Annotated in this window: 15 protein-coding genes and 1 tRNA gene; 7 read left to right on the forward strand and 9 right to left on the reverse strand. The window is 46.7% G+C overall.

The annotated features are described in order from the left end of the window. Positions 1–57: 57 nt before the first annotated feature. From DYP60_RS07575 to DYP60_RS07585, 3 genes are all read right to left on the reverse strand, one after another. Entirely contained in the window at positions 58–1,164 is a 1,107-nt protein-coding gene (locus tag DYP60_RS07575) for a BMP family lipoprotein (RefSeq protein ID WP_117330399.1), read from the reverse strand. An 88-nt stretch (positions 1,165–1,252) separates the two neighbouring features. Beyond that, entirely contained in the window at positions 1,253–2,062 is an 810-nt protein-coding gene (locus DYP60_RS07580) for a Cof-type HAD-IIB family hydrolase (protein WP_117330401.1), read from the reverse strand. A 68-nt stretch (positions 2,063–2,130) separates the two neighbouring features. Continuing rightward, positions 2,131–2,203 (reverse strand) — tRNA-Pro (locus DYP60_RS07585). A 174-nt stretch (positions 2,204–2,377) separates the two neighbouring features. On the opposite strand from DYP60_RS07585, the gene DYP60_RS07590 reads away from it, so the two are divergent. The 5 genes from DYP60_RS07590 to DYP60_RS14245 all read left to right on the forward strand — a co-directional run bounded on the left by DYP60_RS07590 (position 2,378) and on the right by DYP60_RS14245 (position 8,674). Beyond that, positions 2,378–3,955: a peptidylprolyl isomerase gene (locus DYP60_RS07590; RefSeq protein ID WP_240622843.1), complete on the forward strand. Its 1,578-nt coding sequence runs from the start codon at positions 2,378–2,380 to the stop codon at positions 3,953–3,955. Between the two features lie 82 nt (positions 3,956–4,037). Next, positions 4,038–5,114: a metallophosphoesterase gene (locus DYP60_RS07595; RefSeq protein WP_117330405.1), complete on the forward strand. Its 1,077-nt coding sequence runs from the start codon at positions 4,038–4,040 to the stop codon at positions 5,112–5,114. Between the two features lie 11 nt (positions 5,115–5,125). Then, positions 5,126–6,166, forward strand: coding sequence for a DUF2804 domain-containing protein (locus DYP60_RS07600; RefSeq protein ID WP_117330407.1), 1,041 nt, complete (start codon positions 5,126–5,128; stop codon positions 6,164–6,166). A gap of 124 nt (positions 6,167–6,290) precedes the next feature. Then, positions 6,291–8,165 carry a DEAD/DEAH box helicase gene (locus DYP60_RS07605; RefSeq protein WP_117330409.1) on the forward strand — a complete coding sequence of 625 codons (1,875 nt, stop codon included), beginning with the start codon at positions 6,291–6,293 and terminating at the stop codon, positions 8,163–8,165. 356 nt (positions 8,166–8,521) lie between these two features. Then, the gene (locus tag DYP60_RS14245; RefSeq protein ID WP_160525989.1) at positions 8,522–8,674 is read left to right on the forward strand and encodes a hypothetical protein; all 153 of its coding nucleotides are present in this window, start codon (positions 8,522–8,524) and stop codon (positions 8,672–8,674) included. A 56-nt stretch (positions 8,675–8,730) separates the two neighbouring features. Here DYP60_RS14245 and DYP60_RS07610 read toward each other — a convergent pair whose 3' ends face one another. Then, entirely contained in the window at positions 8,731–9,936 is a 1,206-nt protein-coding gene (locus DYP60_RS07610; protein WP_165849537.1) for a glycosyltransferase, read from the reverse strand. A 117-nt stretch (positions 9,937–10,053) separates the two neighbouring features. Here DYP60_RS07610 and DYP60_RS07615 point away from each other — a divergent pair, with 117 nt between their 5' ends. Together DYP60_RS07615 and DYP60_RS07620 are read left to right on the forward strand one after the other, a co-directional pair. Then, positions 10,054–11,199, forward strand: a complete 1,146-nt coding sequence (locus tag DYP60_RS07615) for a glycosyltransferase family protein (protein WP_117330413.1) — start codon at positions 10,054–10,056, stop codon at positions 11,197–11,199. 153 nt (positions 11,200–11,352) lie between these two features. Then, positions 11,353–12,387 carry a PTS sugar transporter subunit IIC gene (locus DYP60_RS07620; RefSeq protein ID WP_117330414.1) on the forward strand — a complete coding sequence of 345 codons (1,035 nt, stop codon included), beginning with the start codon at positions 11,353–11,355 and terminating at the stop codon, positions 12,385–12,387. A 72-nt stretch (positions 12,388–12,459) separates the two neighbouring features. Here DYP60_RS07620 and DYP60_RS07625 read toward each other — a convergent pair whose 3' ends face one another. From DYP60_RS07625 to DYP60_RS07645, 5 genes are all read right to left on the reverse strand, one after another. Then, positions 12,460–14,268 (reverse strand): hypothetical protein, encoded by a 1,809-nt coding sequence (locus DYP60_RS07625; RefSeq protein ID WP_117330415.1) that lies wholly within the window; start codon positions 14,266–14,268, stop codon positions 12,460–12,462. A 190-nt stretch (positions 14,269–14,458) separates the two neighbouring features. Further along, positions 14,459–16,462 (reverse strand): hypothetical protein, encoded by a 2,004-nt coding sequence (locus DYP60_RS07630; protein WP_117330416.1) that lies wholly within the window; start codon positions 16,460–16,462, stop codon positions 14,459–14,461. 10 nt (positions 16,463–16,472) lie between these two features. Then, on the reverse strand, positions 16,473–17,303 hold the full coding sequence (locus tag DYP60_RS07635; RefSeq protein WP_237446274.1) for a DUF6675 family protein: 831 nt from the start codon (positions 17,301–17,303) through the stop codon (positions 16,473–16,475). Between the two features lie 19 nt (positions 17,304–17,322). Beyond that, positions 17,323–18,696, reverse strand: a complete 1,374-nt coding sequence (locus tag DYP60_RS07640; protein ID WP_117330418.1) for an undecaprenyl-phosphate glucose phosphotransferase — start codon at positions 18,694–18,696, stop codon at positions 17,323–17,325. Positions 18,697–18,836: 140 nt separating this feature from the next. Next, positions 18,837–19,124, reverse strand: a complete 288-nt coding sequence (locus tag DYP60_RS07645; protein WP_117330419.1) for a Trp family transcriptional regulator — start codon at positions 19,122–19,124, stop codon at positions 18,837–18,839. Positions 19,125–19,143 lie beyond the last annotated feature (19 nt).

The raw sequence follows: 19,143 nt of genomic DNA on the forward strand, positions 1-19,143 counted from the left end.
CACTGATACCAATGAATTCAAAGAGAGCCGGCAGTCTCCTGCCGGCTGAAAAAAAACTTAGTCGTCAAGTGCGGAAAGCCCACGGGGAGCTGCACCATTAGCCAAAGCTTCCTTGTAGGTCTTGTAAAGCTTAATTTTTCCATTGATAACGTCAGCTTTAGCTGCCTCAACCTTTTCGATAACACTCTTGCTGAGCTCAGGATTGGCAGTAGAATAACCAACACCGTCGTCTGCCATGCCCATCTGTACCACGCCACCCTTGAAGGTTCCGTTGGCAACAGCCTCAAGTACCATCAGGGAAGAGTTCTCGACACGTTTGAGCATACTAGTGAGTACAGCACTCTTATTACCACTGTACAGACCGTCAGCATACTGGTCGCTGTCTACGCCGATTGCCCAGACATTCTTGCCCTGCATGCGATACTCTTTTGCCTGTGCAATGGTTCCATTTCCGGTTCCACCAGCTGCACTGAAGATACAATACACTCCCATATCATACCAGTTCTTTGCCTGTGCTTTTGCAAGCTCTGGCTTACCCCAGTCATTGGCATAATAGTCGTAGATTTCTGCATTCGGGAACACTGAGCGGATCCCCTGTACATAGCCCATCTCAAACTTGGTGATGGTAGCACCGGGAACTCCACCGATGAATCCAAACTTCGGATTTGCAATACCGTCTTCCTTGGCTTGAAGTGCTGCAACCATACCTACGAGGTATGAGCCCTGCTCCTCGGAGTATATGAACTCCATGACATTAGGCTGTCCGACCCAGTCAACATCAACGATGGTGAATTTCTGGTTAGGATACTGTGGTGCAACTTCACCGAGCGCATCAGCCCAAGTGAAACCAGTGACCATAATCAGGTCATACCCCTCGTCAGCAGCCTGACGGAGATTTGGGATATACATATCCTGGGTTTGTGCGGTCACCACATCATACAGTGTGCCACGACCAGTAGCATTCTCTACGGTATCTCCGTAGTATTGCACGATTCCTCTCCACGCTGCTGCGTTAAAGGACTTGTCATCGATACCGGTTGCATCAGTGAGCAAACGAATGGTTGGTCTGCCATCAGCCTGTGCGGGAGCAGGCTCACCGCCACCCTGTGCGAACACCATGGTGCCCAGCACCAAAACCAGCAGTAAAATACTTACTTTCTTCATGGATTACCCTCCTAGTAGTAGGTCCGTGATAATAATGTATCTCGTATTGTAACACAAAAAAGCAGAAATGGAATATTGAGTTTTATAGCTATTTTGTCAATATATATCGTTCAAATGCTAAGGCAACTCCGTCTTGTTCATTGGAATCGGTAACCACATGGGCATGAGACTTCACTTCATCAGATGCATTGCCCATAGCCACAGAGAGCGCAGCTATCCTAAACATCGGAACATCGTTGAGACCATCACCAATCACCATCAAGGAACGCTCATCCCTTCCCAGGAGAGAGAGCAATACCTGCAAACTGCTTGCTTTCTGTACGCCCTTGGCAGTGATTTCCATGAAGAAGGGTTCACTGAAACCCAAATCTGCGACATGACCAACCAAGGGCAACAGATCCATTCTTGCCTTCTGAAGCAGTAGCGGCTCACCTACAATCATAACTTTTGGCATCGGGTGGTACACTGCTTCGACTAGATCAGAAACTTTCCTGATGGGGATGGCATTGTTGTATGCTTCTTTGGCGACATAATCATCGTCTTCCATCTCGGTAATGACCCCTACCTCATCATAGGAGAGGGCAGCAAGGTGATGTTCCCGGGCATACCTGAAACACGTGTGGATTGTTTCTAGATCAACTGTGCGTTCCCAGAGCACCTTGCTGGATCGGGTGTCGAAGAGCTGCCCGCCATTATAGGCGAGGATGGTGCCCTCACTTCCCATCAGATCAAGGGAGGAGGCTACATGCTCGATGCCCAAGAGGGGTCTGCCACTGGCCAGTACAATATGGCAACCCTGTTCCCTGGCTCTTTTGATTGCGTTCCTGGTGCGGGGTGTAATTTCCTTCTTCTCGTTGGTAAGCGTACCATCCAAGTCAAGAGCTACTACCGTATACATGGGCATCCCTCCTAAAAAGCAAAAGACTCCCTATTCCATTTCCTGAAACAAGGAGTCTCTTCAACATATCGGGCAGAGAGGATTTGAACCTCCGACCCCCTGGTCCCGAACCAGGTGCGCTAGCCCCTGCGCTACTACCCGTAATCAATACAGCCGAGGTTCAATATACCTAATAGCCGAGACGATTGTCAAGCGAAGCAAAATGGCCTATATTGGCGATTCTCAACCTATTCATTGACAGTGACTAGGTGAAATGGTATTTTTCATAAGACTGTCCGCAAAATGCGGAAAATGCACGGGAGAAAGAGGTTTATCATGTCTTCAAACGACAACACAAATGGAAAGAAACCCGAAGAGAACGGGAAAGAACTCGCCTTCGGTAAGAAGAAGAGCGCAGTAGAGAAAAAAGGTAAGAATGAAGCTGCACTCAAACCGAAGCGCAAAATTACCATCGGATGGGTGTTTGGTATGGTCGTCTTGATTCTGATCGCCATCTCCTTTGTGTTGGCTCCTGCAATTCAGGCCTTTGTTGGCCAGGGCACCAGCAATGGAATTGTGTTTGGAAAATACGGCAAGGAAGAGATCAAGTACTCGTATGGCAACTACTTCTATGACCAGGTCCAGAATTATGCCAATCAGTACAGCGGCTCTGAGGCAAACCAGACACAAGCCCTGTACCAGATATGGAAGAGCGCCTATGACAGTACAGTTTTGTTCACGGCAATCAACCAGCTTGCTTCCAAAGCTGGCATCATAGCAACTGACGAAGTGGTCAAACGTGCAATTATTGAGAGTGGCGCCTATGACAAAGATGGGAAGTTTGATGTAAAGACCTATCAGGATGCTTCTGCAGAGAGAAAAACTTCTGTTGAGAAATCCATCCGAAGGAGCCTTCCCTATCAGATGGTGATCGACGATGTAGGTACCGTCCTTTCTTCCTCTTCTGAAGTCGAATACATTGCTGAAATGGCCGGTAACGGAAGGACATTCCGCTACATCAGCCTTAATCCTGCACTCTATCCTGATGAGCTTGCTTCCCAGTATGCACTGCAGAACAAACAACTCTTCTACAGCATGGATATGAGCATCATCAGTATGGATTCCGAAGAGAATGCAAAGGCTGTCTATGACGCTATCGTGAATGGTGAGACTTCTTTTGAAGAGGCTGCAACCCAGAACAGTCTTGACTCCTATGCAGCTGAAGGGGGCAAGATTGGCCGCCTCTACTACTATGGTCTGGTTTCCAACTTCAAGAATGCCGATGAAGCTGTCACCCTGCTCTCTGCAAAGAGTGGCGATGTCCTTGGCCCCTTTGAAGCGAACGGTGCCTGGGCAATCTACAAGCTGAACAGCACCCCCCAGGAAGCAGACTATGCCAGTGAAGAACTCCTTGCATCGGTAAAGGCGTACTTGGCGACCAGCGATAGTAATAGTATTGATACCTTCCTTGCAGACCTTGCTACAGAGTTGCAGAGAGAGATTGCAAGCAAAGGCTTGGATGAAGTAGCACTTGAGCATGACCTCTCGGTTGTGGAAGTCAGTGCAACCCCCTTAAACCTGGGAGAAAGCCAGTACATGAGCAACTTCTCCTACACAGACAACGCGGGACTACTCGCAAATGCTGCAACCAATCCAGAGATTGCAAAGCAACTCTACACTGCCGAAGAGCACACCTTACTCGATCCCATCAAGTCAGGAGCTTCCTATCTCCTAGTTGAGACTGGCGAGAACGTCCAGGACGAAACCATGGGGAGCTATATCAGGACGTTCTATGACTACTACAGTGGGGCACAGAACCAACAGGACTTAAGTCAAGCGCTCTACTCCTCTGATGCATTTGAGGATAATTTCCTGACCACCTTCCTCAACGTAGTGCTGGGACAGAGCGAATAACTCTTTTCTCTTTATCCTATCAAGCCGGTACAGCGGTACCGGCTTTTTTAATTACTATTTCCGTGGTAGATTACAACTACCCATGAAACCTTCACTGCACTACATCGTCAGAACTCTATTGCTCCTCTTGCTTGCAATGCTCCTCATCGTAGGAATTATTGCGTATGTGATAATCGACCGTTTGACCAACACCGAAATCTTTGAAGATGTCAGTCGTCACACAGAAATTGTTGTACTACCACAAGAACCGTTCGATTTGGAGCGAGCTGTCCAGAACGGAAAAGCCTTTACATTGGAGTACACAGAGAGTGGGGAGTTCACCGTTCTCTGGGGAACCGATTTCCACCTTCGAAGGGGCCCTTTTGCAGGCAGGAATAAAGTCTATGCACTGTTAGAGGCAGCATTTGAAGAAACAGCCCCTGACCTAACCGTTATTACCGGGGACCTGCTGTTCTCTTTTGATGCGGAGGCTATGCTTCATGAGTTTGCTTCTTTCATGGAGGAGCATGACCAATTCTGGGCTTACTCTTTCGGCAATCATGATGGCGAACACAAATATGATCGACCTACACTCGCCGGTATCCTGGATGCCTACCCCCATGCACTCTTCTCTAGTGGAGAAGAATGGGTACGGGGATACAGTGACTATCCCCTTGTATTGACCTCTAACGGAGAGACGAAGCAGGCACTGATACTCCTTGATTCCCATGACAGTAGAATCTATGAAGATGATGTCATTGCACCTGATTATATCTACCCTTCCCAGATTGCGTGGTACCGTTGGGTGGAGGATGGACTGGGTGATATACCGTTGTATGCCTTCACCCATATTCCTCTGCCCGAGTTCAAACTGCTCTGGGAAAGCGGAACAGCCGAGGGAATCAAGCTCGACAAGAAGGTCAACGTACCACTAGAGAATAGTGGCCTTTTTGCGGCCATGCAGGAGAAAGGAAATACCGTGGCTGTATTCAGTGGCCATGACCATTTGAACGACTTTCAGGGAATCTGGGAATCCATCGACTTGCACTACGGCAGGAGTGCCAGTTACGGGTCCTATGGTTCAAGAGACTACAAGAAAGGGCTTAAAACCATCACGCTCTATGCAGATGATACACCCTATACTGTTCAGACATATACGGTCGATCAGTGGCGATTGTAGGAGGAACCGAAATGGAACATGAGGTAACGCAGAAGCAGGACCTACTGGACAAAAAGGGACATATCAAGGAAGAAGGCTGGGCCCGTCACCCGCTCTGGCTCTACAACCGATCCCATGTAAAGGGTGGCCGTCTAAGGGTCAAGGAGTGGGATTACTACGCGATAATCAATACAGAGAAACACTATGCGGTAACTGCCACGATCAGTGACCTGGGATATGCAGCACTTTTTGCTATCAGTTATATCGATTTTGAACGGAAAGCAGTAAGCCAGACTGATGCCTTAAGCGTTTTCCCCCTGGGAAAGATTGGGTTGAGTGCTTCCAGCGGGGAAGACAACCAAGTTGCCTGGTCAAATGAAAAACTCCGGCTTGCTTTCATCAAGAAAGGAACACAGCGACATCTGATGGTTGCTTGCCCTTCACTCGTTCTTCCTGACGGAAGCGTGGGCCTCGACTACGATATCGTGCTTACCCAAGAGCCAGAAAGAGAAAGCTTGAATATTGCAACCAGCTGGAAAGAACAGCGCAAGGCTTTTTATCTCAATGAGAAAATCAATTGTCTGCCTGCAAAAGGGAAAATTCGCAGAGGGATGGAGAATGAAGAGCTGCTTATGGGGGAATCCTGGGGAGTGCTGGATTGGGGACGAGGGAGATGGACCTATCAGAACACCTGGTATTGGGCCAGCGTCTCTGCCTTGGTTGAAAATGTTCCATTTGGCTTGAATCTGGGCTATGGGTTTTCTGATAGGACTCCAGCAAGTGAGAATGCCATATTCTATAATGGAAGGATCCATAAGTTAGGAACGGTGGAATTTGTGTTTTCCCGAGAGGACCTCAGGAAGGCTTGGAGAATCAAGGATGAACAGGGGAGACTCAACTTGGTATTCACTCCGGTGGTAGACCGTTCAAGCAATACAAATTTTATGGTGATAAAGTCTGTACAACATCAGCTGTTTGGGTATTTTAGTGGAACCTGTTTGCTCGATGATGGGAGTGAACTTGCCATCAAAGAGCTCCCTGGATTCGCTGAACAGGTCTACAATCGTTGGTAGGGCTTTTTTAACAATTCAGATGTGTATGTCTTGCAAGAAGTTGTTCATTTGTATAAACTACAAAAGTTGTATTGCATGTCTCGGTATTTAACCGATAATCCACTCATACATTATCAGGAGTTCCATGTCAGAGTTATTAAGCTTTGCGGACCTAGGACTGTCCGCACAAACCATTGCCGCCGTCAAATCCAAGGGATTTGAAGAACCTACCAAAATCCAAGCAGCGTGTATTCCACTGCTTCTCAAGGACCAGGTTGATGTCATCGGCCAGGCACAAACCGGAACCGGCAAAACCGCCGCTTTCGGTCTTCCTATTCTAGAAATCGTAGACCCTTCTATCAAGCAGGTGCAGGCGCTCATTCTCGCTCCGACAAGAGAGTTGGCCGTACAAGTTGCTGAAGAGATCAATTCTCTGAAGGGAGATCGTCATTTGGAAATCGCCGCAGTCTATGGAGGAGCATCCATGGACTTACAGCTCAGAAAGCTACGCAGAGGTGTACACGTAGTGGTAGGCACCCCAGGTCGTATCCTTGACCACCTCAGAAGAGGTTCCCTCAAGCTGGATCAGCTCAAGTTCGTTGTTCTGGACGAAGCTGATGAGATGCTTGATATGGGATTTGTTGATGACATTGAGGAAGTCTTGAAGCAAACACCCGAACACAAACGGATGCTCTGCTTCTCTGCAACCATGCCTGCCCCGATCCAACGTCTTGCCGGAAGGTTCATGCACGAACCCGAAATGGTAAAAATCAAGCAGGAAACCCCAACCAGCGACCTTACTGACCAAATTTACGTCGAAGTAAGAGAGTCGGACAAGTTCGAAGCTTTGACCCGCATCATCGATATGGAAGAAAGCTTCTACGGAATTGTATTCTGTAGGACCAAGGTCCAATGTGATGAGATCGGACGCAAGTTGATGGACCGTGGTTATGACGCAGAACCTTTGCACGGTGACCTTTCTCAGAAACAGAGGGAAAGTATCCTGCACAAAATGAGGGATCGGTCGATCAGCATCATCGTCGCCACGGATGTGGCTGCCCGTGGTATCGACATCTCTGACCTTACCCATGTTATCAACTTCTCACTTCCCGAAGACCCGGAGGCTTATATCCACCGAATCGGAAGAACAGGAAGAGCAGGAAAAACCGGTATTGCCATTACCTTTGTCGGCCCAAGAGAGTTCAGACGCTTCAGCTTCATCCAGAAAGTATCAAAATCAGAGATTCGACGGGAATCAGTGCCTGATGCCAATGACATCATTGAGACCAAGAGAACAAGAATTATCAGTCAACTCTCTGCTATCACTACAGAGGATGGTCAAGATAGCCCATTTATTACCATTGCCGAACAGCTTTTGGAAGACAAACGTCCTGAGGACGTTGTAGCTTCATTGCTTGACCATTTCTACAAGGATGAGCTGGATGTTTCCAAATACCAGAGCATATCTTCAGGAAGAAATGAGCGCAATTCAAGAGAACCACGCAGTGAAGATAATGGGTTTACCCGACTCTTCATTGCTCGTGGCAGGAAAGATGGTTTGGATAAGCGAAGGCTTGTTGACTACTTAATTGAACAGGTAGGAGCAGAGGATCATGACATCCAAAATGTAACGGTTAGAGAGGATTTCTCCTTTGTCAGTGCTCCACTGCAGGTTGCCGAGCGTATCTTGCAGACGTTCAACTCTGTAGGTTCTGAAGGTAGACCAATCATTACCCGCGCAAAGCCGGATAATCCCAATGGAAAACATCTCTCAGGGAGAAGAAGTGACCATTATGATGATCGCCCCAGTTCTTCTGACCGCAGAAGTCAAGGCCGACGTCCTCGCCGCAGCAATGATGACTTCCAGCCGTATGGCAGGGACTCCTATGGTGGTGGTGATGATGATTATCGTCCCCGACCTAGCAGTTTCCAGGATGATCGACAAAGCCGCTCTCATGGAAAATACAGCTCCCCTCAAGGGAAAAGAGGACCTCGTCCCAAGAAGCGGTATCGAGACTAAAAACCCTAAAAACACCCACTTGTACTTTCAAGTGGGTGTTTTACCTGTACTCCTCCGCTATATTGGTAGGCCGAATTGAGTTTGGAGTGGTTCTTTCCTTTGCAGGAAAGCATAGCAAGATGACCTCGGCTTTCATTCTCGTGGTGACAGTTTTCCTTGGGTATCATGCAGCCCATCTGCAGCTCGAGGGCAGATTGCCTCATTCTATGAACAATTAGAATAACAATAACCAGGGAGTTCTCCCCAACCCTACTTTCAGACCAGAGAACGAGCACTTAGGCGGGCTACATCTTGGTATTTCTTGTGGTTCTGATGGCTTTTAGATTGCTATCCCTTGCGTTTTACACTTTGCTGCCATGGTTGTGGGAGCCGGTATCGATGACGCAACCCACTTCCTCATACGATATAAAAACAAAGCAGCTGAAGGGAAACTGCCAATTGAAAGCATTCTCTCTGAGACAATGAAAGAGACCGGTGACCTATCATACTCACTACGCTTTCCATCGTAGCTGGAATGATGGTGTTCCTGCCGGTTCGCTATTTTGGAAGTCTGATGAGTATCGCCCTATTGAACTGCATGGTTTCGACTTTGGTGGTGATGCCCTCTGTTGTTACCCTTACCACAGGTATCAAGCGTCGTTTCACACACTGAGACCAAGGTCTCTGCCCAGTGGGACAGTGAAAATCGTTCACTCGCTTGTTTTGATTTCTCTGCCATCTCCTTCCGTTTTTGCTCGTCAGCGACAAGAGAAGCGAGTGTTGTTACAAATGAGTGGCTGTCGGCACAGATGGCCCCACACCCTTCTTCCTCTACTGAAAAACCTAGACTATGGTCTTCGCGAAGTACTACAGGAAGCGAACTCGCCATAGCCTCCACGAATCCCAAACCTTGTGATTCACGGACAGACGAGGAGATGAAAACATCCGAAAGTCTGTAATATAGATGTACATTTTCCGAGGGGATAGCACCTGCAAATACCACAAGACCTTCCAACCCCAAATCTGCAACTTGCTTTTTCAAACTATCCTCTTTAGGTCCACCGCCTACCAGAAGCAACCGCGCTGAGGGCTCAAGGAATGAGAGGAGGAAGAAGTCATCAATGCTCTTGTTCACTCGTTTCTCACTTGCGAGACGACAGACGGAGACCAGAATACAATGCTCCTTGGAAAAGCCTAGACTGGTGCGTAAGGCATCTATTTCATCACTTCCAACGGGACGTTGGAATCGGGCCAAGTCGATACCACTGGGGAGAACAAAAATTGGTTGCTTTACATGGTATCGCTCCAGCATGTGGCTATGGGAAAGTGATGGACTAATCAGGAGATCACAATAGCGTACCCGTCTCTTTATAATGGTTGCCATCATAGTGTCCCAAAGGGTGTGCCTGATGCGATACTGTGCATCGTACCGGGTAAAATCAGTATGACAGGTGTGAATCAGGGGGATGTCTAACATAGCAGCAATTCTTCTTGCCCATCCCATGGTGAAAAACTCATTATTGGAGTGTATGATATCGGGACTCCAGGAAAGGATATCGGCAAGAAGCGGGTCATGGTATGATAAGGCTACCTGGGAGTCCCTAAGCGGTTGTATCCTGCTACCCTTCATGAAGTAGACGCCATTCTCATACGAAGAGATAGGAGATTTACTGATTGTAAGCAAGCGTACCTCATGACCCAGTTGACCAAGCATGTTTTGTTCATTGACCACCACGGTCGTGACGCCTGTAATATGTGGTAGATAAAAATCTGTAGTGATGAGGATTTTCAAATAGAACGCTCCTGTCTCCCATGATACTCTCATAAAATACGTGATGCAAGCAAGAGAAATGTTTCAAATGCTGTTTCTCTACTTGTCCTTGCCCCCTTTTTACCATATTCTTGACCCATGCACATAGCATTTTTATATGTAGATGCAGGAAAAGGTCACATTACCCCTGCAAAAGCTTTGAGTGATGCTGCACTCCGGCTAGACCATACCACCGTTGTTGCTAATGTATTTGAAACGCTCAAGGCACCTATCATCAATCGGATGAGTAAATCCAATTGGCGTTTGATGTTGCATTATCCACGACTAGAGGCATTCATTGACCCCAAGCAGGACTCCCGGTTCAATGCTAGGCTGTTCCGTTTTCTCGGTACCCATAGCCATGCTGTAAAGGACTTCAAAGCGTGGTACGATACCAATACTCCTGATTGCATCGTTGTAGCCCACTTCCTTGCAGGTTGCCTCATCCAGCCAATCGTTGCTGAACTAGGATTACCAGTACCAGTCTTCGAATATGCGACTGATGTGGTATTTACCCCAAGGCTGGGGATCAATTCTGACTTGGACAGGTTTTACATCTGTACCCAGTTGGGCAAAGAACTCGCAATGCAATTTGGCCAACAGGAAGAAACAATTTCAATATGCCCTTTTCCCTTGAAGACCCAGATGATGCACACCGAAATCCCGGAACAACAACAAGCAAGAAAGAAACTGGGATTACAAGACCGCTTTACTGTTTTGCTCAACCTTGGGGGCGAAGGTATCGGAACAACAGATTTCCTGGAAGAAGTACAGCGACGCAACCTTGATTGGCAGATCATCACCGTCGGAACACTCAGCAGTAGCACAAAACTACACTACAAGCATTTCCGTGAAAAATATCCCTCCTTTCCTATCTATACTCCTGGCTTTGTCGACAATATCCAGGACTACATCAGTGCGTGCGATGTACAGGCAGGAAAGGCAGGGGCAAATGCCTTGATGGAGTCTCTTTATCTCAAGCGTCCCTTTCTTATCTCCAATTTGCTCTATACCGCAAAACCCACCACTCAGTTCTTTGAACGGTATAAGGTTGGCTGGGTTGAGAATTCCATCCACAAACAGGTAGATATCCTGAAAGCTTACAGTGAGGACAACCAAGTACGCCAAGTAATGGCGGAAGCATTTGAAAACCTCCCAACCACCTTCGATAGTGATGCTTTTGTACGAATGATCATCGAGGATACGGAGACATTTCTCAGAAAAATTGGTGTCAACACCCCGTAAAGAATATGATATCTCCCTCCACCTATCAGCGGTGCACACGCTTTACATTGCTTTCCCTCATATAGTATAGTCTTTTTAACGGAGGCCACGTGTAAAGCCAAGGTTTGTGCACGTGCTAAGTCATCCACCAAATCCAATATCTAGGAGCTCTCTATGACTGAAGGAACCGTTTCTTCAGAGGGGAGGCAGGTGGGTGGCTATATCACCCGTGTTTTGAGCGGTATGGCTCAAGGTCTCTTTGCCTCACTCATCATCGGCCTTATCATCAAACAAATTGGGCATTACAGTTCAATCCTCCTACTCGAACACATCGGCATGGTCGCCCAATACCTGACGGGACCGGCGATAGGAACGGGGGTTGCCATAGCTGTTGGCGCAACCCCTTTGGGTGTTCTGGGAAGCGCTGTCGCAGGTGCTATTGGGGCTGGAACCTTCATCTTTGCAGATGGCGTTACCCTGGCACTAGGGGAACCGGTGGGTGCAATGCTGGCAGGGCTGGCAGCAGCAGAAAGTGCAAAAAAGGTCGCTGGTAAGACTGGAGTCGATATCCTCATCGTTCCTCTTGCCACCATCCTGATTGGATCACTGGTAGGATATTTCATTGCTCCTCCCATTGCTGCCTTGATGCATTATATCGGAGCATTCATCAACTCACTAACCATGCTCTATCCACTGCCGATGGGTATCTTAGTATCTACAGTAGTAGGAATGGTACTTACCCTTCCGATCAGCAGTGCCGCCATCTGCATCAGCCTAGGTCTCGATGGGCTGGCAGCAGGAGCTGCTGTCGTTGGCTGTAGTTGTCAGATGATTGGCTTTGCCGTGAGCTCTTACAAGGAGAACAAACTCGGGGGCTTGCTCAGCCAAGGGCTTGGAACCAGTATGATCCAGATCCCGAACATCTGGAAGAATCCCCTCATCTGGATTCCTCCTACCCTTACCTCTGCAATCCTTGGGCCCATCAGTACCGTAGTCTTCAAGATGGAGAACAACAGTGCAGGAGCAGGCATGGGCACCAGCGGCTTGGTCGGCCAGTTCAATGCAATTGCTGTAATGGGCCTAGATGCATGGCCAGTGGTACTCTTGATGCACTTCCTGCTTCCAGCAATAATCACGCTCCTTTTTAGTATGATTATGAGGAAGAAAGGATGGATCAAGGAAGGTGATATGTTGCTGACACTACGATAACTCCTCTCAAGGCAAAAGAAAGCCCAACATATTCGGAGTGTTGGGCATTTTGTTTCATATAATGATGGTTTATCAGAAGAAGAGCTCAAAACTCACTGATAATTCCCATTCCACGTCAAGGGGATCAATTGTTCCTTTCACTGCATCCATAACATCAAAGAGATTGAAGCCGAGGGCGATACGCATCGGGTGACTGGGGAATCGATCAAGGACACCCCACCCTTCCATACCTGCGGTTGCAAGGAGAGAATAGCCTTCCTCGGCGTCAGGATTTCCAAATATGCCTATATCAAGGAAAGGGTTCGCATAGGATTTGGCGAATCCAAAATCAATGAACTCCATCATGAGGTTCAAATTGAGCACGCCACCGTAGGGAATCGTCCCATTTTCAAAGGTAATTGCGGTTGAACGAGAGAGATATCCCCTATAGTACTCGGAGACATTCTTGTCCTCAGAGGGCAGGAAATAATACTTTTTTGGATTTAATCCAGAATAGAATCCATTGAACTGGAGGTGCGGATTGAATCTCCATATAACGAAGGGGAACCATGTGATATTGCTCTCAACATACCAATAACTCTTATACTCGAAGTCTTCACCCTGGTAATCACGATACACATGCTTGAAGTTGAAGATAAATCCTTCCCTGAATTTATCCTTGCTGGACAGGAAGTTTATCCGGCCTCCGTTGCTGAGTGTATTGGTGTACTCCAAGTACTGGGCCAAAGACTCTCTACCATATAGATACTCCACTCCTGGAGAGAACGAGGTAGCCCACCTCCAGCCGATAAAGGGAAGTTTGAAGTTTGTTCCGAGTGTTGTTGAGAGGGTTGCATCATTCAAGTAATCAAGCGCAACCTTCTTGTTCGTGAGAAGCGTTATCTTGAAGGAAAGAGGTCTGGTAAAAAGCTTCAGATCGTGTTGAATAAGATTGGTTTCCGTCTTCACATTGGTGAGCCCGGTATTCCACTCGAATAAGTTATTCAGGGTATAGCGTCCCTCATTCTGTTTGAATGGACCGTAAGCCCAACTGAATCCATGGATGTCTGGATTCATCTGCTCAAATCTAGAGGAAGGATCATACTCCGCCCAAGTCTTCAGGTTCAGCTTTGTACCAAACAGTTTCAAGCCAGTCCAGGAGATATCATAGTTGAACTGCTGAGCAGCATTGGGGTCGATAACACCATCAAAAGAGAAAGCAAGCTTCGTTTCCATGAGACGGATGCCTGTCCAACCGATGTCATACTCGATCTTACCTTCAGGCTTGCGTGTTTTCTCACGTTCATACAAAAAATTGAGACTTAGATTTGTTCCCCCAACTGCTACACCGGTTATGTCAAATTCCAGATGATCCTTGCGGTTATCCCAGCTTTCCAGAGTACCATCATTCTGTGATGTGTAAACGGTAAGATTGAGCAAACCAAAGGTTCCAAGTAGGTTCGTGTCCTTTGCTTTTATTCCAAAAAGGAATCCAGTCTTGTCATTATCAAACTTTGGATAGGGCAAAACGATAAAGGTGTTTGAATCTTCGATGAAAAAGGTGACAGTATAGTAGGCAATGCCATCAGAAAAAGAGGTAAAGGAGTATTCATATTCAACACTTAGGAAGAGCTGTTTGTTGATGAGTGTCTGTCGCTTGGCATTCAGGGCTTTCAGAAATGCATCTTCTGTTTCCCATACGGGGTCCCCGTTAGGAGGAATGATGGCATTGCGCAAGGCAAACTGTGTCGTCTTACCAGAAATCTTAAACTCATATGATGCTATCGCATAACCAGAAATATCTTCAGAAGTCAGCAATGCATCGGAATCAGCGGAAAGGACCCCGATAAAAAGCAATAAAAAAAGGCATAGTAGGAGTACCTGTTTCCTCAATATATTCATACCACCTCAATTTCCTTGATAAACTTATGCTTATTGACAAGATTAGTTGCTTTTTCAGTCAGTGTCAACACTTAGTAAACAGAACTCAGACAAGAAAGTAACAGGGAAAACATAGGTATAGCAATAATCCTAGCAGATAAGTATTAAACCCGGGAATATCTTATGACAAATCCCCGGGTTGCAAAAACAGTTAGAAGAAAATTCTCACTCCAACCTGCACAATGTGGTCTAACTCAGCATCAGACCAGGGGCCGAATTCAGTGGAGCGGCCGTCAAAGGACACATCTTCCTCATTGGTGATAGGACGATCCCACTCTGAGAGGAACTGGTAGGAAGCTGTTATGCTGATCGGAGTACCTTCAAACTTTTTGGTTCCGGTAGCTTTCAGTGAAAGCTTATGGTTGAATACATTGCCCCAGAAATCCTTCTCTGGATACAAGTGATCCTCTGTGTAATACATATATTGATACATATCATACCCATACTGACCACTTCGAGCCTGGTATTTGCCCTGTAACTGGGCGGTCCAACCTTTGGGGAAGCCCAAGTCAAACTGCAGAAGAATTTCCTGGGAGTTTGGATTCAGCGGATAGCCGAGGTTCTCTCCCTTGTTCACGTAGAAGGTCTCTGCATAGGTTTCGTAGATGAGGTACTGTTCACCACTCTTCTTAATCATGGTTCTTCCATCCTCGGAGTACCAGGTGGTTCCACTTGATACATCAATTTCTTCCTCACTACTCCCTTTTTGTGTGAAAGTAATCTTAAGAGGATCCCCATCACTTTCTTGCGTATACGTAAACTCCCTACCCTGATCAGAAATGATAGTTATTTCTGTTTCAGTAGCATCCAGAAGCCCTGGGTCTATCGCACCGGTAAACTCCCTCATTGGGTAGTGGGTGTAGACAAACGGGCCTATATACGTCCACTGGAGGGTCATGGAGGAGAAGTTGCCAATGGGGAGTGGTACAACAAGCCCTGCCTGGAATGCGAACATATTCCTTGGAGCCTTGAGCATGGTAATTGGATCCCCTACAACATTCATCTCATTCACTGCCATGGCACCATAGAGACGTGCCTTGGAAGGAAGGGTGTAAGAGAAGTCGAGTCCTGCAAATACATCATCAATATCCCCGAGGCTGTTCTGTTGGAACATGTAGATGGCAAATGGGTTGAGATAGCTTATCTCAAATCGTTTCTGCCAGATGGTCGATTCAAAAATTGAGAGTGTCAGGTTCTCAGTAGCATCCAACTCCACCCGGTGGGCACTGAAGTTGTTGTTGTAGGTATAGTTTACCTTGTCTTCCTTCGAGCCACCATCATAGTAGTCAGAAAGGAATGGCTGTCCATCGATATCGTGAAGGGAGAACTTGCCTAAGGAACCGTTGATCACTGAATAGCGTAGCCAGTGGGTCAAGTTCACACTGATATCAATACCGTCAAAACTCCTTGCACTTCCACTGAGCATAAGGTTGTTCAAGCCTGGGCCCCAGTCCCTCTTGATCGATCCCCAACGTAGCAACATCTCTCCATCAAAAAGGGAGATGGCCAACTCAGGGGAAAGGGTTAGTCCGCTATAGAATTCTTTAAAGGGAATTGATCCTGGTGTACTACCTCCTTCAGTCAATTCCATGTAGAATCCTTCCCCTGGGATGGTAAACTCAGAAGGGAGGAATACCCGGTTGTTCAACGTATCAAGCAAAAAGCCGAAGTCCATATTGAATGAGACATACCTACCAATATCTCCTTTCATGAAGGCAACCACTGAATTCCTGGAATCATACTCCTTGGTTGCAAGACTTACTGTTTGCTGAGAAGCAAGGGTAATACCAAATGCGGCTCCCAACCCTTTCTCTTCATCAAAAGTACGAATATATCCTGTGGATAACAACGTATCAGCATACGAGTCTGACGTTCCATAGGAAGCCTGTAGCTCAGCAATTAGGGAATCCAATTCATCAATTTCTGCCTTGCTCAAGGCATCTGGTTGCTCTGCTATCTGGCCAAGCAAGGAGAGAACCTTGCTTGCACTGAAGGGCTTCACTGCAGTCTGATTCTCGATCAAACCACGGACTTGGGCAACTTCAAGAATCTGATAAGCACGATGGCCGACTGGCACCGCAGTATGCTGGGCAGGAAAAACGGAGCCCATGGTGAGTATCACCATCAAGCTCATCAATACAAACACACGTTTCATATATACCTACTTATTGGTTCTCTAGCGAGGCAAGTTGATCTTTGAACCAGTTTTGTAATGCGACGATACGCCTCTTGAATGCAGAAGGAAGATCAACTTCCAATCCAAAAATAGAAACTACGGGATCCCTTCCATCAATACTGGTCAAGGCAACAAGCAACAACCCATCATCAAGTTGGTAGGTTCCCATGTTCATTGTAAGCTGGTCCTTCTTCAATGCAGTAAAAATTCCCAGAACTCGAATTGTATTGAGGTTCTTAATCTCTACGAAGATCTCATCATCACTATTGGTATATGTATGCAGGTAACGGTTTCCACCAAAGGAAGTATCACGCTGATAGACATAGCTCTGTGCAGAATAGGGAAATACGGTTGCCACTGGGTCTGGAATCAAATTATTAAGGTTCTTGCTATCTCCCATGTAGGAGGATTTTTCGATGAGCAACTTCGGCTTATTACCTGCTCGCCATGAAATGTAGGTCAACCCCTCCTGGGTAGATATGGCCCTAAGGCTGTTGAAAATTGCCAACTGACGATCAGCCTTGCTCATTGCCTTGAGGGTATCCCCATAGGGGATATAACTCACTGCAGCAACTGAAAAACCATCTTCAATTGATCGTGCCTGGAGAGCACGTTTGTACGCCTCACTTCCCTTCACAAAGTATTGGGTAAGAACTTCTCCCCCAAGGGCATATGCACTGACCATTTCACCTGATTCCAGCGCTTGGTATTGCTCCTGTGACAACTGGGGCAATGCTGTATAAATTTCTGAAGCATTCGCCCAGAGGGCTCCAATGCTGAGGCAGCAAACAAAACAAAACGTCACCACTCTCTTTACCATGAAAAACTCCCTTGTATTTCTAGTATGCATTCTCGTTGACAAATCCCCTGAAGAAGGTGAACAAGATAATCTTGAAGTCAAAAACCATATTCCAGTTTCTGATATAGTACAGGTCAAACTCTATCCTTCTCTCAAGAGAAGTATTCCCACGCCATCCATTGACCTGGGCCCAACCAGTTATTCCGGATTTAACCCGGTGGCGCATTCTATATCCCGGAATTTCCTTGTTGAACCGCTCCACCAACGCCGGACGCTCTGGCCGAGGTCCAACAAGGCTCATTGAACCACCAATGACATTGAATAACTGCGGCAACTCATCCAAACTGGTTCTCCTAAGGAACCTTCCAATTTTGGTCACCCTCGGGTCATTCTCTTCGGTCCAGCGCACAGTATCCTCAGGAATATCGTTACGCATACTTCTGAACTTGTACATCGTAAAGATTTTTTCGTCTTTCGTCACCCTCTGTTGCTTGAAGATAACAGGACCAGGAGAAGAGAGTTTTACCAACAATGCAATAAGGACTAGGATTGGACTGATCAGGATAACTCCAACCATGCAGGAAACTACATCGAATACACGTTTGGCAATTCTACCGAATACATTGATTTCAGCAGCATTGAGCGTAAGAATTGGAATCCAACGGAAATCAGAAATGTTGGTCCCAATATGGGACTCAGGAAGATGGGGCAACATGATTACTTTCTCATTCAACAAATCCAAGCCCTCAGCCACCATTGCTTTCTCGCGGCCATACTCCTCAGGGGGGTAGCTGATAACGACCAAATCTGGGAACGTCGCTTGTACAGCCTCACGCAGGCTAGCAGTTTTCAGTTGCTTGACTCCCCCGATTGGACTCCCCTGTCCGCCGTACTGCCCTACCAGTTTTATTCCTGAAACACGGCTGCTATGCAATGCCTTCTCATATTGCAGCAAACTATCACCAAAGCCAACCAACAGAATTCGGCGAGAATATTTCCCTTTGCGATAACAGGATTTGATGTAACTAGAGACAATAGTGCGCTCTGTTACAAGGAATGCTACCAGCAAGAAAAAGTGCAGAGCAATAGAAAGTCTACTTACCTTTTGAGGGAAAACAAAATAAAGGGTAATGACAAGCAACAGGAATCCTTCAAAACTACTAGAAATAAGCTTGCTTGTCTCCTTTCTCCAAGAGTGTTCCAAATCTTCTTCGTAGAGTCCATTCTTGCTGAGAAAAAACAGGGTGTACGCCAATACCAATATGGAAATTCTTAAGAAGATGAAAAAGTCATTCGGCATACCACCAGGAATGACATAGAATCTAAGGTAACCCGCCAGCAACCAAGATAACAAAATCATGAGGCTATCTAAAACCACCTTCATAGCCAATAACTTCCGATTGCTACTCTTCATGTCTGCTTTATACCCATCCTCTTCTTTTCAGTGGTTCACTCAAGAGAAGGAAATGCAATGCATTACACTTGCCGAACACACTTCACACAATATGTTGATGATATCATACCATGAGGACTTGAGGAACTCCTTTTATTGTTTTAGATGTGCAGGTGATCATCGTACCGGTCGCTGAGAATTTTCCTGCAATAGGAATCTTTTTGCTTTAGGATTTTCGATCCCCTTGTGATCTTGCACAGAGAGATTCCATACGAAGCTGCAATCTCACGCTGAGGAAGCCCCTGATACAGGTCCTTCATCAGATTCCAGCGAAGCAGGATTGCCTTCCGCTCACTGGGGGTAAGCATCTCCTCGAACAATTTTGCCATATCCTCTGGGTTATTAGTCGTACTAAAAACCTCAATCAAATCCTTATATTCAGTATCCATGGATCCTCCATTTCATTTC

This window comes from Sphaerochaeta halotolerans (assembly GCF_003429665.1).
In the GTDB taxonomy this organism is placed as follows: domain Bacteria; phylum Spirochaetota; class Spirochaetia; order Sphaerochaetales; family Sphaerochaetaceae; genus Sphaerochaeta; species Sphaerochaeta halotolerans.

Coding starts and splice junctions, on each gene's coding strand:
- DYP60_RS07630 (WP_117330416.1), bottom strand. CDS start 16,462: ATGAAACGTGTGTTTGTATTGATGAGCTTGATGGTGATACTCACCATG.
- DYP60_RS07580 (WP_117330401.1), bottom strand. CDS start 2,062: ATGTATACGGTAGTAGCTCTTGACTTGGATGGTACGCTTACCAACGAG.
- DYP60_RS07590 (WP_240622843.1), top strand. CDS start 2,378: ATGTCTTCAAACGACAACACAAATGGAAAGAAACCCGAAGAGAACGGG.
- DYP60_RS07635 (WP_237446274.1), bottom strand. CDS start 17,303: ATGGTAAAGAGAGTGGTGACGTTTTGTTTTGTTTGCTGCCTCAGCATT.
- DYP60_RS14245 (WP_160525989.1), top strand. CDS start 8,522: ATGGTTGTGGGAGCCGGTATCGATGACGCAACCCACTTCCTCATACGA.
- DYP60_RS07575 (WP_117330399.1), bottom strand. CDS start 1,164: ATGAAGAAAGTAAGTATTTTACTGCTGGTTTTGGTGCTGGGCACCATG.
- DYP60_RS07645 (WP_117330419.1), bottom strand. CDS start 19,124: ATGGATACTGAATATAAGGATTTGATTGAGGTTTTTAGTACGACTAAT.
- DYP60_RS07605 (WP_117330409.1), top strand. CDS start 6,291: ATGTCAGAGTTATTAAGCTTTGCGGACCTAGGACTGTCCGCACAAACC.
- DYP60_RS07620 (WP_117330414.1), top strand. CDS start 11,353: ATGACTGAAGGAACCGTTTCTTCAGAGGGGAGGCAGGTGGGTGGCTAT.
- DYP60_RS07625 (WP_117330415.1), bottom strand. CDS start 14,268: ATGAATATATTGAGGAAACAGGTACTCCTACTATGCCTTTTTTTATTG.
- DYP60_RS07595 (WP_117330405.1), top strand. CDS start 4,038: ATGAAACCTTCACTGCACTACATCGTCAGAACTCTATTGCTCCTCTTG.
- DYP60_RS07615 (WP_117330413.1), top strand. CDS start 10,054: ATGCACATAGCATTTTTATATGTAGATGCAGGAAAAGGTCACATTACC.
- DYP60_RS07600 (WP_117330407.1), top strand. CDS start 5,126: ATGGAACATGAGGTAACGCAGAAGCAGGACCTACTGGACAAAAAGGGA.
- DYP60_RS07640 (WP_117330418.1), bottom strand. CDS start 18,696: ATGAAGAGTAGCAATCGGAAGTTATTGGCTATGAAGGTGGTTTTAGAT.